We start from the raw sequence: 12997 nt of genomic DNA on the forward strand, positions 1-12997 counted from the left end.
TATGCTTACTTACCCTCCCGTGAAGAAGGTCTCGGTGGTTATCCCGGTTTATAACGAACAGGATAGTCTGCCGGAACTGCTTCGTCGTACGGATACCGCCTGCGCCACGCTGGGGCGGCAATATGAAATTCTGCTGATCGACGATGGCAGCAGCGACGATTCCGCGCGCATGCTGACCGAAGCCGCCGAGGCGGAAGGCAGTCACGTCGTCGCCGTGCTGTTAAACCGTAACTACGGCCAGCACTCGGCGATCATGGCCGGCTTTAGCCATGTGACGGGCGATCTGATTATTACCCTTGATGCCGATCTGCAAAACCCACCGGAGGAAATTCCGCGGTTAGTAGAGAAGGCTGATGAAGGCTACGACGTGGTGGGCACCGTCCGCCAGAACCGTCAGGACAGCATCTTCCGCAAAAGCGCCTCGAAGATGATCAACCGCCTGATCCAGCGCACCACCGGCAAAGCGATGGGCGACTACGGCTGCATGCTGCGCGCTTACCGCCGCCATATTATCGACGCGATGCTCAACTGCCACGAGCGCAGCACCTTTATCCCGATCCTGGCGAATACCTTCGCCCGTCGCGCGGTCGAGATCCCGGTGATGCATGCCGAGCGCGAATTCGGCGACTCCAAATACAGCTTCATGCGCCTGATCAACCTGATGTACGACCTGGTGACCTGTCTGACCACCACGCCGCTGCGTCTGCTCAGCATTTTCGGCAGCGTGATTGCCCTGCTGGGCTTCGCCTTCGGCCTGCTGCTGGTGGTGCTGCGCCTGGCCTTTGGCCCGCAGTGGGCGGCGGAAGGGGTGTTCATGCTCTTCGCCGTGCTGTTTATGTTCATCGGCGCCCAGTTTATCGGTATGGGCCTGCTCGGCGAGTATATCGGACGCATCTATAACGACGTTCGCGCTCGTCCCCGCTACTTTATTCAACGTGTTGTTCGCCAGCCGGAAACGGCATCTAAAGAGGAAGATCGTTCATGAAAGCCGTAGTCTTCGCTTATCACGATATGGGCTGCACCGGTATCCAGTCCCTGCTGGACGCCGGGTATGATATCGCTGCTATTTTCACCCACCCGGATAACCCTGGCGAAAACCATTTCTTTGGCTCCGTGGCGCGCCTTGCCGCCGAGCAGGGCATTCCAGTGTGGGCGCCGGAAGACGTGAACCATCCGCTGTGGATTGAGCGTATCCGCGAGATGAAGCCGGACGTGCTGTTCTCCTTCTACTACCGCAACCTGCTGGGCGATGAGATCCTCAATCTGGCGCCGAAAGGGGCGTTCAACCTGCACGGTTCGCTGCTGCCGAAATATCGTGGCCGTGCGCCGCTGAACTGGGTGCTGGTCAATGGCGAAAGCGAAACCGGCGTCACCCTGCACCGCATGGTGAACCGCGCGGATGCCGGCGATATCGTCGCCCAGCAAACCGTGGCGATTGGCCCGGATGACGCGGCCCTGACGCTGCATCGTAAGCTGTGCGCCGCCGCCACTGAGCTGCTGGGCCAGGCGTTGCCGGCGATCCTTGAAGGAAAAACCGCAGAGCGCCCGCAGGATCACAGCCAGGCGACCTACGTGGGGCGTCGTACCCCGGAGGATGGCCGCCTCGACTGGGAGCAGCCGGCGCAGACCCTGCACAATCTGGTGCGTGCCGTCTCGGATCCGTGGCCGGGCGCCTTCGGCTACGCTGGCGCGAACAAGTTTATCGTCTGGAAATCCCGCGTCCGCCACGATCTGCCGGCAGCCAAACCGGGTACCGTTATCTCCGTTGCGCCGCTGATCGTGGCGTGCCAGGACGGGGCGCTGGAAATTGTCACCGGCCAGACCGAACGCGGTGTGTACATGCAGGGCGCTCAGCTGGCGCAGGCGCTGGGCCTGGTGTCCGGGGCGGTGATCAGCAGCAAACCGGTGGTGGCGATTAAGCGTCGCACCCGCGTGCTGATCCTAGGCGTCAATGGCTTTATCGGTAACCATTTGACCGAGCGCCTGCTGCAGGACGACAACTATGAAATTTACGGCCTGGATATCGGCTCCGACGCCATCAGCCGTTTCCTTGAGAGCCCGCGTTTCCACTTCGTGGAAGGCGATATCAGCATTCACTCCGAGTGGATCGAGTATCACATTAAGAAATGCGACGTGGTGTTGCCGCTGGTGGCCATCGCCACCCCTATCGAATATACCCGTAACCCGCTGCGCGTGTTCGAGCTGGATTTCGAAGAGAACCTGAAGATCATCCGCGATTGCGTGAAATACAATAAGCGCATCATCTTCCCGTCGACCTCTGAAGTGTACGGCATGTGCACCGATAAAAACTTCGACGAAGATACCTCCAATCTGGTGGTCGGGCCGATCAACAAACAGCGCTGGATCTACTCGGTTTCCAAGCAGCTGCTGGATCGCGTGATTTGGGCCTACGGCGATAAGTACGATCTTAAGTTCACCCTGTTCCGTCCGTTCAACTGGATGGGGCCGCGCCTGGATAACCTCAACGCCGCGCGTATCGGTAGTTCCCGCGCCATCACCCAGCTGATCCTCAACCTGGTGGAAGGGTCGCCGATCAAGCTCATCGAGGGCGGCAAGCAGAAGCGCTGCTTCACCGATATCAGCGACGGTATCGAAGCGCTGTTCCGCATCATCGAGAACAAAGACGGCCGCTGCGACGGGCAGATCATCAACATCGGCAACCCGGAAAACGAAGCGAGCATCAAAGAGCTGGCCGAAATGCTGCTCGCCTGCTTCGAACGCCATCCGCTGCGCGATCGCTTCCCGCCGTTTGCCGGCTTCCGTGAAGTGGAAAGCAGCGATTACTACGGGAAGGGCTACCAGGACGTTGAGCATCGTAAGCCGAGCATTCGCAACGCCAAACGCTGCCTGAACTGGGAACCGAAGGTGGAGATGGAAGAAACGGTCGAACACACGCTGGACTTCTTCCTGCGTACAGTTGAACTGGTGGACGATAAAAATCCATGAAACAGGTCGGCTTACGCATAGATGTCGATACCTTTCGCGGAACGCGGGACGGCGTTCCGCGGCTGCTGGACCTGCTGGGCCAGCACGGGATCCAGGCAAGCTTCTTCTTCAGCGTCGGGCCGGACAATATGGGGCGCCATCTGTGGCGCCTGGTAAAACCGAAGTTTCTGTGGAAGATGCTGCGTTCCAGAGCGGCTTCGCTGTACGGCTGGGATATTCTGCTGGCTGGCACCGCGTGGCCGGGACGCCGCATCGGCGCGGGGAACGAAGCGGTGATCCGCGCGGCCGCCGAGTCTCATGAAGTCGGGCTGCACGCCTGGGATCACTACAGCTGGCAGGCGTGGAGCGGCGTCTGGCCGCAGGAACGGCTGGCGCTGGAGGTTGAGCGCGGCCTGCTCGAACTGGAACGCATCATCGGCCGGCCGGTCACCTGTTCGGCTGTCGCCGGCTGGCGCGCCGATCAGCGGGTGGTCAAAGCCAAAGAATCCTTCGATTTTCTCTACAACAGCGACTGTCGCGGCACGCGGCCGTTCCTGCCCCAGCTCGGTAGCGGCACGTTTGGTACGGTGCAGATCCCGGTCACGCTGCCGACCTGGGATGAGGCGGTGGGCACGGCGGTCGATATCGCCGGCTTTAACCGCTACCTGCTCGACTGCATCCATCGCGACCCGGGCGTGCCGGTCTATACCATTCACGCCGAAGTGGAAGGTATTGCTTACGCCGATCAGTTCAATGAACTGCTGACCATGGCGGCGGAAGAGGAAATTCAGTTTTGCCCACTGAGCCAGCTGCTGCCCGCTGACTTTAGCGAGCTGCCGTCTGGCAAAGTGGTTCGGGGTGAACTGGCTGGCCGAGAAGGCTGGCTCGGACGTGAACAATTACTGACTTCGGGTGTTTGATGAAAAGCATTCGCTATGGCGTCTCTCTGATTGCGCTGTTTGCGCTGTATTACCTGCTGCCGCTTAATTTTCGTTTGCTCTGGCAACCCGATGAAACCCGCTATGCGGAGATCAGCCGTGAAATGCTGGCCACCGGTGACTGGGTGGTGCCGCATTTTCTCGGATTGCGCTACTTCGAAAAGCCGATTGCCGGTTACTGGATCAACAGTATCGGTCAGTGGCTGTTTGGCCATAATAACTTCGGCGTACGCTTTGGGTCGGTCTTCGCTATCACCATGACTGCCCTGCTGGTGGCCTGGCTGGCGTGGCGCGTCTTTCGCGACAAAAAGGTGGCTGTCCTGTCGCCGGTGATTTTCCTTACCGCGATGCTGGTGTATGCGATTGGCACCTATGCGGTGCTGGACCCGATGATCACCCTGTGGCTGGCGCTGGCGATGTGCAGCTTCTGGGGCGCGGCGCAGGCGCAGAGCCGCAGCGGCAAAATACTGGGCTACGCGCTGCTGGGCGTCGCCTGCGGTATGGGGGTGATGACCAAGGGCTTCCTGGCGCTGGCGGTGCCGGTGGTGGGCGTGCTGCCGTGGGTGATCGCCCGTAAACGCTGGCGTGAAGTGCTGACCTACGGCTGGCTGGCGGTGATCGTCTGTACGCTGGTGGTGCTGCCCTGGGGGCTGGCTATCGCCCAGCGCGAGCCGGACTTCTGGCGCTACTTCTTCTGGGTCGAGCATATTCAGCGTTTTGCCGAAAAAGATGCCCAGCACAAAGCGCCGTTCTGGTACTACATTCCGTTCCTGATCGCCGGCAGCCTGCCGTGGCTGGCCCTGCTGCCGGGGGCGCTGAAGCGCGGCTGGCTTGAGCGCGATGAGGCTCGCGGCGCGCTGTATCTGCTGGGTTGGGTGGCGATGCCGTTCCTGTTCTTCAGTATCGCCAAAGGCAAACTGCCGACCTATATCCTGCCGTGCTTTGCGCCGCTGTCGATTCTGATGGCCCGCTACGCGCTGGAGGCCGCAAAGACCGGCGCAAAAGCGCTGCGCATCAACGGGATGATCAACCTGGGCGTTGGCCTGCTGGGGCTGATCGCCGTGCTGGTGGTCTCACCCTGGGGCGTGATGCACAAGCCGGTGTGGACCAAGATTGAGCTGTATAAATGTCTGCTGGCGGCGATCGCCTTCGCCGTCTGGGCGCTGATGGGCTGGCTGGCGATGAAAAACCCTGGCCGCCGCTGGAGCCTCGCCGCGCTCTGTCCGCTCGGCCTGGCGCTGCTGGTGGGCTTCGCCATCCCGGACCGGGTTATCGACAGCAAACAGCCGCAGTTCCTCGTGGATATCGTCAGTGAATCCCTGCAGCCCAGCCGTTACGTCCTGACCAACAACGTTGGGATCGCCGGCGGCCTGGCCTGGGAGCTGAAGCGCAGCGATATTATTATGTTCGACAAACAGGGTGAGCTGAAGTACGGTCTCGACTGGCCGGATGCTCAGGGAAGCTTTGTCAGCCAGGCCGGTTTTGCCGACTGGCTGGCCACGCACCGTCAGCAGGGGCCGGTCTCGCTGGTGCTGTTGATGGATAAAGGAGAGAGTATGGTTGACTTACCGTTACCGAAGCCAGATAACGCCTACGAGCTGGGTCGGGTGGTCTTCCTTCAGTATCTGCCGCAATGAGCGTCTGGATCTGTCTGGTGTTCGCCAGCCTGCTGAGCTGCGCCGGGCAACTCTGCCAGAAACAGGCGACCCGCCCGTCCCGTCGCGGACGGCGGAGTCGCCATATACTCTTCTGGCTGGGGATGGCGCTGTTATGCCTGGGCTGCGGCATGCTGCTGTGGCTGAGCGTGCTGCAGTCTATTCCGGTCAGCATCGCCTATCCGATGCTGAGCCTGAATTTCGTCTGGGTTACCCTCGCGGGCTGGGGCATCTGGCATGAGCCGGTCGCTCGCCGTCACTGGCTTGGCGTCGGGTTGATCGTCGTGGGCATTGTCATTCTGGGGACCAGCGTCTGATGGGCTTTCTCTGGGCATTATTCAGCGTCGGCCTCGTCAGCGCCGCGCAGTTGCTGCTGCGCAGCGCCATGGTGGCCTTGCCGCCGCTGACCGATATTGTGGCATTTCTCCAGCATCTGCTGCATTTCCAGCCCGGGACCGTCGGCCTGTTTTTCGGCCTGCTGGGCTACCTGCTGTCGATGGTCTGCTGGTACTTTGCCCTGCATCGCCTGCCGCTGTCGAAAGCGTATGCCCTGCTGAGCCTGAGCTATATCCTCGTGTGGGCCGCCGCCATCTGGTTGCCCGGCTGGCATGAGCCGTTCTACTGGCAATCGCTGCTGGGCGTGACGATCATTGTCGCCGGCGTGTTGACCATCTTCTGGCCGGTCAAACGCCGCTAGCCGGGGAGCCGGCTTTTGGGACGGCCCGGGCCGAGCAGGATCGCCAGCTTGCTGCCTCCGACGGTGGTCTCCATCCAGATTTTACAGACGCTGGTTAACGGTACCGAGAGCAGCATCCCCACCGGCCCCAGCAGCCAGCCCCAGACCAGCAACGACAGGAACACCACCAGGGTCGACATTCCCAGCCGATGGCCCATCATGCGCGGCTCCACCATGTTGCCCAGCACCATATGCACCACCAGAAACAGCGCCCCGACCAACAGGCACTCATAAATGCCGCTAAACAGCAGCGCCTGCAGCATCGGGGGGATAGCGGAGATAGCGGAGCCAATGTTCGGCACATAGTTCAGCAGAAACGCCAGCACCCCCCACATCAGGGCGAACTGTACCCCCATCGCCAGCAGCCCCAGCCAGACAATCAGCCCGGTCCACAGGCTAATCAGCGTCTTCAGCGCCAGATAATGGGTGACGCCTTTCAGCGCCCGGTGCAAGCCGGCGATATGCAGGCGCGGGTTATTGAGGGCAAAACGCAGTTTGTAGGGCAGGTGGCGAACCTCAAACAGCATAAAGATCACCGTCATCACCAGCAGCACGATGCTGGCCATCGCCCCGGAAAGCTGGGTCATTAGCGTCGTGGCCCAGGTCATCAGCCGTTCTGAATCCATGCGCCGCAGCATGCGCTCCGGATTGATATGCAGATTAAGGAAGGGGAGATACTCCTGGAGCTGGAGGATCTTGCGCGTCAGGGCGCGGTTGAAATCGGGGAGCATGGCGACAAAGTCATTGAGCGACGCCGCCAGTACGCCAAGCAGCGCGGTGAGCATCACCAACATCGCCGTCACCACCAGGGTAATGGCGAACGGACGCCGCACCCCGCGGCGAATGAACCAGGTGACCAGCGGGTTGAGAACAATAGCGAAAAACAGCGCCAGCAGCAGCTGCACCAGAATATCGGCGGCGGCGTGGATCCCGGCGAGGATAATCACTAACGCTGCCAGCTTAAGTAAAATATGGAGCCCGGCTTTATCAGCCTGCGGAGAGGACATAGGTATTCCTTTTATGAGTCGCGCCAGATAAGTGTAGCGGTTCGCCGACTGCCAATATTCCGAAAGGAGGGCTGCTTTTCCGCCGACAGCGTGGTAATAGTGAAAGCTGATTGTCGAAATCTGGTGGAACCTGATGCCCGAACCCGTCGCCGAGCCGGCGCTCAATGGACTGCGCCTCAATCTGCGGATTGTCTCTGTCGTTATCTTTAACTTTGCCAGCTATCTCACCATCGGCCTGCCGCTGGCGGTGCTGCCCGGCTATGTGCATGATGTCATGGGCTTTAGCGCTTTCTGGGCCGGGCTGGTGATTAGTCTGCAATATTTCGCCACGCTGCTCAGCCGCCCGCATGCCGGGCGCTATGCCGACCTGCTGGGGCCTAAAAAGATTGTCGTCTTCGGTCTCTGTGGCTGTTTTTTGAGCGGTTTGAGCTATCTGTTGGCGGCCTGGAGCAGCGGCTGGCCTCTGGTTAGCTTGCTGCTGTTATGCCTCGGACGGGTGATCCTTGGTATCGGCCAGAGCTTCGCCGGCACAGGCTCGACGCTGTGGGGCGTCGGCGTGGTCGGTTCGCTGCATATCGGGCGGGTGATCTCGTGGAACGGGATTGTGACCTACGGGGCGATGGCGATGGGCGCGCCGCTCGGCGTGCTGTGCTATTCACACATTGGCCTCAGCGGCCTGGCGGTAGTCATTATGGCGGTGGCGCTGGTGGCGATCCTCTGTGCGCTGCCCCGCGCGGCGGTGAAGGCTACCAAAGGTAAAGCGATGTCGTTTCGCGCGGTGCTTGGCCGGGTCTGGCCCTACGGTATGGCGCTGGCGCTGGCCTCCGCCGGCTTCGGGGTGATCGCCACCTTTATCACGCTGTTTTATGACGCCAAAGGCTGGGACGGCGCGGCTTTCGCTCTGACGTTATTCAGCTGCGCGTTCGTTGGCACGCGGCTGCTGTTTCCTAACGGCATTAATCGCCTCGGTGGACTGAACGTGGCGATGCTCTGCTTTAGCGTGGAGATTATCGGACTACTGCTGGTCGGCTTTGCCGATACGCCGTTGCTGGCGAAAATCGGTACCTTCCTTACCGGGGCGGGGTTCTCGCTGGTCTTCCCGGCGCTGGGGGTGGTGGCGGTCAAAGCGGTGCCGCAGCACAATCAGGGGTCGGCGCTGGCGACCTATACCGTGTTTATGGATTTGTCGTTGGGGGTCACCGGGCCGCTGGCCGGATTGCTGATGGCGTGGACCGGGATCTCGATGATTTATCTCGCCGCGGCTGGGCTGGTGATGGCGGCGCTGCTGTTGGGCTGGCGGCTAAAAAAACGGCCCCCGGTTAGCGAACCGGAGGCCATCGCACCAGGCCAGTAATTACTGGATGGTGAGGGTGTTGATGATGCTTTCTGCTTCGGTCTGCGCCTGCTGCTGGTTGTCCGCCGGCAGGGTCACCTGCAGGGTCAGCAGTTTGTCATCCACTTTGCCGAGGATCACGGAAGACCAGGCGGTCTGCCCCTTGGCAGAGATGATGCTGTCCAGCTGCTGCAGGGTATGGCCTTTCATCTCCAGCGATTTATTGCTCACCACCTGCAGCTGCGGGTCGCGGCTACGCTGCTGATCTTCCAGTCGTTTCGCCAGTACCGCCAGATCTTCATTGGTGCTGTCGCCGACGATGACGATGACCGCTTTTTGGCCGGTAGCGTCAGAGTAGACGTGCATGTTGTTCGCCTGGGTACCCAGTTTGCCGCTCTGGTCGGCCATGCCCGCAGGCAGGGTGAAGCTCAGTTTGCCATCCAGCAGGCTGATTGCCTGGCCGCTGGCATTGCTCTCCGCCGCCGCTCCGACGGTTGGCGCTTTTGAATCGCTGTTATCGCAGGCGGCAAGCCCCATTACCAGCAGGCCAATACCGACATATTTAACCAAATTGCGCATTGACATCTTCCTTTCGATAAACGGCCACTAATGGCTCATCCGGCTATCTTAACACATCGGCCCGCGAGTACCTTTAACTCGGCTGTAATGCCGACAAATCAGATTTATCCGCCAGTCTTTTCAACAGCATATTTAACAGCACGCCGTACATCGGCAGGAAGAAAATAATGCTGATAAGCACTTTAAAGCTGTAGTCGACGAGGGCGATTTCCCCCCAGTGGGCGGCCATAAACGGGTCCGGGCTGCGCCAGAAAGCGATAAAGAAGAACGCGACGGTATCGCTGATGTTGCCGAACAGCGTCGAGGCGGTGGGGGCCAGCCACCAGTGGCGACTCTGCCGCAGGCGGTTGAAGACGTGGACGTCGAGGATCTGCCCCAGTGCATAGGCCATAAAGCTGGCGATGGCGATGCGCGCGACGAAGAGATTAAAGGTGCCCAGCGCGGCAAAGCCCTGCCACTCGCCCATGTAGAACAGCGCAGAGATGCCGTAAGAGATAACCAGCGCCGGGACCATCACCGCGAAAATGATGCGTCGCGCCAGCGGTGCGCCAAAAATGCGTACCGTCAGATCGGTGGCGAGAAAGATAAACGGAAAACTAAACGCGCCCCAGGTGGTATGGAAACCAAAAATGGAGATCGGCAGCTGAACCAGATAGTTGCTGGAGGTGATGACCAGCAGATGAAATAGCGAAAGCCAGACGAGCGCTTTTTTGCGCTGTACGGTAGTAAACGGATTCATATTGTGACCTTTTTATGCCCGTCATGCTTCAGGTTAAGGAGCAATCGGCAGCGGAACGTTGGGGTGAGGGAACCCAATAAAAAACGGCTGCATGATACTGCGTTGTCGGCGTAATGCAATGGTTGTTTTTCGCGCAAACGTTAACCTGGCTTGCGTACTGGCGAACTGGGGGTAAACTAGGGCCGTTTTGTTAACGTGAGACTAAAATGAGCGAACTTTTCTCCACTCCTGACCATACCCTGGATGCCCTGGGGCTCCGCTGCCCGGAGCCGGTCATGATGGTGCGTAAAACCGTGCGGACGATGCCGGTCGGCGAGACGCTGCTGATTATTGCTGACGATCCGGCCACCACCCGCGATATCCCGGGATTCTGCCGCTTTATGGAGCATGAGCTGGTGGCCCAGGAAACCGAAGCCCTGCCGTACCGCTATCTGATCCGCAAAAGCCACTGAGCTTTTCCCGGATAGCGGCGCGTAGCGCCTTATCCGGGCTACCCGACGGTCCGGAATCGTAGCCCTGCTAAGCGCAGCGCGAGCAGGGAATACTCCGGATGGCGGCGCGTAGCGCCTTATCCGGGCTACCCGACGGTCCGGAATCGTAGCCCTGCTAAGCGTAGCGCGAGCAGGGAATACCCCGGATGGCGGCGCGTAGCGCCTTATCCGGGCTACCCGACGGTCTGGAACCGTAGCCCTGCTAAGCGCAGCGCGAGCAGGGAATACCCCGGATGGCGGCGCGTAGCGCCTTATCCGGGCTACCCGACGGTCTGGAACCGTAGCCCTGCTAAGCGTAGCGCGAGCAGGGAAGCCGGTATCTATGCTACAACTTCTTACGCAATAACCGCAGCGCGTTAGCCGTTACCAGCACGGTGGCGCCGGTATCCGCCAGCACCGCCAGCCACAGGCCGGTCAGGCCAAGCAGGGTGGTGACGAGGAAAATCCCCTTCAGCCCTAAGGCTATCGCGATGTTCTGGCGAATATTGGCATGGGTGGCGCGCGCCAGGGAAATCATCTGCGCCAGGCCGGTCAGACGGTTATGGGTCAGCGCGGCGTCGGCCGTCTCCAGCGCCACATCGGTGCCGCTGCCCATGGCGATGCCGATGGTGGCCGCTTTCATCGCTGGCGCGTCGTTGATGCCGTCCCCGACCATCGCCAGCGGCGCATCGGCATTCAGCGCCATGACGGCTTTCACTTTGTCCGCCGGCAGCAGACCGGCGCGGAATTCCAGCCCCAGTTCGCTGGCGATGGCTGCCGCGGCGCGCGGGTTATCCCCGGTAAGGATCACCCCCTGAACCCCCAACTGGTGCAAGGCATCCACCGCCTGACGCGCGTCGTCGCGCAGGGTGTCGCGCAGCGCCAGGATACCGAGCAGCGTCTCGCCGCGCATCACCATCACTACCGTTTGCCCGGCGCTTTCCAGCTGCTGGATCTGCGCCTCATGTTCTGCCGGGGCGGCTTTGCTGGCGGCGCAGATCAAGATGCGGCTGCCGTTCACCTCGGCTTCGATGCCAGAGCCCGCCAGCGCCCGCTGGCTGCTGGCAAGCGGAATACTCAGCTGACGCCGCTGTGCTTCACGGACGATGGCCTGCGCCAGCGGGTGGCTGGAGCCTTGCTCCACCGCCGCCGCCAGCGCCAGCAGCGCGTTGTCGTCAAACTCAGCCGTGGCGATCACCGAAGTCACCTGCGGCTGGCCGACGGTCAGGGTGCCGGTTTTATCGAACGCCACCTGCCGCACCTGGCCCAGCTGTTCCAGCGCCGCGCCGCCTTTGATTAGCGCCCCGCGGCGGGCGGCGACCGCCAGGCCGGAGGTGATGGCCGCCGGCGTGGAGATGACCAGCGCGCACGGACAGCCGATCAGCAGCAGCGTCAGCCCTTTATAAATCCACGGCAGCCAGGCGCTGGCGAAGAACAGCGGCGGGACAATGGCGACCAACAAGGCTACGACCATAATGGCCGGGGTGTAGATCCGGCTGAAGCGGTCGATGAAGCGCTCGATTGGCGCCCGACGCTCCTCTGCCTCTTCAATCAGCTTCAGGATGCGGTCGATGGCGCTGTCGCCCGGTTCGGATATCACGGTAAGCTGCACCAGGCGATCGACGCTGGTGGCGCCCGCCGCGACTCGTTCCCCGGCCTGACGCTCCACCGGCACCGACTCGCCGGTCAGGGCGCTTTCATCAAAGCTGGCAAACGGCGACAGCAGCTGGCCATCCGCCGGCAGACGCCCGCCGGCGGCCACTTCAATCACATCTCCGGGACGCAGGTCGCGCTGGGCGACGGTTTCCCGCACACCGTTGCGCAGACGGATGGCGGTGTCGGGCTTCAGCGCCATCAGCGCGCTCACCCCCTGCCGTGCGCGGCTGGCGGCCCAGCCTTCGAGACGCTCGCCGATCAGGAACAGCAGCAGGACCATCGCCGCTTCCGCAGTGGCGCCGATAAACAGCGCCCCGATGGCGGCGACGCTCATCAGCGTTTCAATGGCGAACCAGCTCCCGCTCTTGATCAGGCGCAGCGCCTGGCGAGCAACCGGCCACAGGCCGACCAGGGTGGTAGCAACAAAGGCCAACTGACCGGCGGGGTGGTTGGCCTGCTCCAGCCCCCAGCTCAGGGCCATCATGATAACCAGCGTCAGTAACGGCAGATTGTCGCGCAGCAGCGACCCTCGGGTTTTCTCTGCTGCGGGAGCATCGGCATCGCGCAGCGTATAGCCCGCCTGGCGGACCGCGTTCTCAACCTGAGCGCGGATATCGCCCTCGGCGTTAACCAGCAACTTTTCTGTGGCGAACAGCACCTGGACCTGACTGACGCCGGGTACCTGGCGAACCGCGGTTTCCACCTTGCGGGCGCAGGCGGCGCAGTCCATGCTATCAACCTGCCAGCTATAGCGGGCGTCGTCGAGCGCTTCGGCGGCAGGGGCGGATTCTGTGGCGCAGGCGTGATCTGTACAGCAGCTCTCCGCCGGCGCGGTCGCTGGCCGCATGGTGAATGACGAGAATTGTGGGACTTTTTTATCCTGCGCGTCTGGAGTCGACATGGCACCCTCCGGGAAATGATAATTTTCTCATTAGCCG

At 61.3% G+C, this 12997-nt stretch carries 12 protein-coding genes; 8 read left to right on the plus strand and 4 right to left on the minus strand.

What is annotated here, in order from left to right:
• Window position 1 precedes the first annotated feature (1 nt).
• The 6 genes from arnC to arnF are packed head-to-tail and all read left to right on the plus strand — an operon-like array spanning window position 2 to window position 6236.
• Window positions 2-985 carry an undecaprenyl-phosphate 4-deoxy-4-formamido-L-arabinose transferase gene (gene arnC, locus R0140_RS01350; RefSeq protein WP_008806952.1) on the plus strand — a complete coding sequence of 328 codons (984 nt, stop codon included), beginning with the start codon at window positions 2-4 and terminating at the stop codon, window positions 983-985.
• On the plus strand, window positions 982-2967 hold the full coding sequence (gene arnA, locus R0140_RS01355) for a bifunctional UDP-4-amino-4-deoxy-L-arabinose formyltransferase/UDP-glucuronic acid oxidase ArnA (protein ID WP_008806953.1): 1986 nt from the start codon (window positions 982-984) through the stop codon (window positions 2965-2967). The genes arnC and arnA overlap by 4 nt, the downstream gene beginning before the upstream one ends.
• Entirely contained in the window at window positions 2964-3866 is a 903-nt protein-coding gene (gene arnD / locus R0140_RS01360; RefSeq protein ID WP_008806954.1) for a 4-deoxy-4-formamido-L-arabinose-phosphoundecaprenol deformylase, read from the plus strand. Before arnA ends, arnD begins: the two co-directional genes overlap by 4 nt.
• Entirely contained in the window at window positions 3866-5521 is a 1656-nt protein-coding gene (arnT, locus tag R0140_RS01365; RefSeq protein WP_008806955.1) for a lipid IV(A) 4-amino-4-deoxy-L-arabinosyltransferase, read from the plus strand. Before arnD ends, arnT begins: the two co-directional genes overlap by 1 nt.
• Window positions 5518-5856: a 4-amino-4-deoxy-L-arabinose-phosphoundecaprenol flippase subunit ArnE gene (arnE, locus tag R0140_RS01370; RefSeq protein WP_008806956.1), complete on the plus strand. Its 339-nt coding sequence runs from the start codon at window positions 5518-5520 to the stop codon at window positions 5854-5856. Before arnT ends, arnE begins: the two co-directional genes overlap by 4 nt.
• The gene (arnF, locus tag R0140_RS01375; protein WP_012540378.1) at window positions 5856-6236 is read left to right on the plus strand and encodes a 4-amino-4-deoxy-L-arabinose-phosphoundecaprenol flippase subunit ArnF; all 381 of its coding nucleotides are present in this window, start codon (window positions 5856-5858) and stop codon (window positions 6234-6236) included. Before arnE ends, arnF begins: the two co-directional genes overlap by 1 nt.
• Here arnF and R0140_RS01380 read toward each other — a convergent pair.
• Window positions 6233-7282: an AI-2E family transporter gene (locus tag R0140_RS01380; protein WP_008806958.1), complete on the minus strand. Its 1050-nt coding sequence runs from the start codon at window positions 7280-7282 to the stop codon at window positions 6233-6235. The two genes, arnF and R0140_RS01380, sit on opposite strands and share 4 nt — an antisense overlap.
• A gap of 133 nt (window positions 7283-7415) precedes the next feature.
• Between R0140_RS01380 and R0140_RS01385 the strand changes: the two genes are divergently transcribed.
• On the plus strand, window positions 7416-8636 hold the full coding sequence (locus R0140_RS01385) for an MFS transporter (RefSeq protein WP_008806959.1): 1221 nt from the start codon (window positions 7416-7418) through the stop codon (window positions 8634-8636).
• Here R0140_RS01385 and R0140_RS01390 read toward each other — a convergent pair whose 3' ends face one another.
• Window positions 8637-9194 (minus strand): DcrB family lipoprotein, encoded by a 558-nt coding sequence (locus R0140_RS01390; protein ID WP_012540380.1) that lies wholly within the window; start codon window positions 9192-9194, stop codon window positions 8637-8639.
• Between the two features lie 73 nt (window positions 9195-9267).
• A complete protein-coding gene (locus tag R0140_RS01395) occupies window positions 9268-9933 on the minus strand; it encodes a 7-cyano-7-deazaguanine/7-aminomethyl-7-deazaguanine transporter (protein WP_008806961.1) in 666 nt (221 codons plus the stop codon).
• Between the two features lie 206 nt (window positions 9934-10139).
• Here R0140_RS01395 and tusA point away from each other — a divergent pair, with 206 nt between their 5' ends.
• On the plus strand, window positions 10140-10385 hold the full coding sequence (tusA, locus tag R0140_RS01400) for a sulfurtransferase TusA (protein WP_002920858.1): 246 nt from the start codon (window positions 10140-10142) through the stop codon (window positions 10383-10385).
• Between the two features lie 364 nt (window positions 10386-10749).
• Here the strand turns inward: tusA and zntA are convergent, their stop codons facing one another.
• Window positions 10750-12960 (minus strand): Zn(II)/Cd(II)/Pb(II) translocating P-type ATPase ZntA, encoded by a 2211-nt coding sequence (gene zntA, locus R0140_RS01405; RefSeq protein ID WP_317703932.1) that lies wholly within the window; start codon window positions 12958-12960, stop codon window positions 10750-10752.
• Between the last annotated feature and the right edge of the window lie 37 nt (window positions 12961-12997).

The sequence above is a fragment of the Klebsiella sp. w6 genome, assembly GCF_033100215.1.
GTDB lineage: Bacteria > Pseudomonadota > Gammaproteobacteria > Enterobacterales > Enterobacteriaceae > Klebsiella > Klebsiella variicola.

Excerpts from the sequence above, each read along its gene's own strand:
- arnC (WP_008806952.1), top strand. The coding sequence starts at position 2 with ATGCTTACTTACCCTCCCGTGAAGAAGGTCTCGGTGGTTATCCCGGTT.
- arnA (WP_008806953.1), top strand. The coding sequence starts at position 982 with ATGAAAGCCGTAGTCTTCGCTTATCACGATATGGGCTGCACCGGTATC.
- arnD (WP_008806954.1), top strand. The coding sequence starts at position 2,964 with ATGAAACAGGTCGGCTTACGCATAGATGTCGATACCTTTCGCGGAACG.
- arnT (WP_008806955.1), top strand. The coding sequence starts at position 3,866 with ATGAAAAGCATTCGCTATGGCGTCTCTCTGATTGCGCTGTTTGCGCTG.
- arnE (WP_008806956.1), top strand. The coding sequence starts at position 5,518 with ATGAGCGTCTGGATCTGTCTGGTGTTCGCCAGCCTGCTGAGCTGCGCC.
- arnF (WP_012540378.1), top strand. The coding sequence starts at position 5,856 with ATGGGCTTTCTCTGGGCATTATTCAGCGTCGGCCTCGTCAGCGCCGCG.
- R0140_RS01380 (WP_008806958.1), bottom strand. The coding sequence starts at position 7,282 with ATGTCCTCTCCGCAGGCTGATAAAGCCGGGCTCCATATTTTACTTAAG.
- R0140_RS01385 (WP_008806959.1), top strand. The coding sequence starts at position 7,416 with ATGCCCGAACCCGTCGCCGAGCCGGCGCTCAATGGACTGCGCCTCAAT.
- R0140_RS01390 (WP_012540380.1), bottom strand. The coding sequence starts at position 9,194 with ATGCGCAATTTGGTTAAATATGTCGGTATTGGCCTGCTGGTAATGGGG.
- R0140_RS01395 (WP_008806961.1), bottom strand. The coding sequence starts at position 9,933 with ATGAATCCGTTTACTACCGTACAGCGCAAAAAAGCGCTCGTCTGGCTT.
- tusA (WP_002920858.1), top strand. The coding sequence starts at position 10,140 with ATGAGCGAACTTTTCTCCACTCCTGACCATACCCTGGATGCCCTGGGG.
- zntA (WP_317703932.1), bottom strand. The coding sequence starts at position 12,960 with ATGTCGACTCCAGACGCGCAGGATAAAAAAGTCCCACAATTCTCGTCA.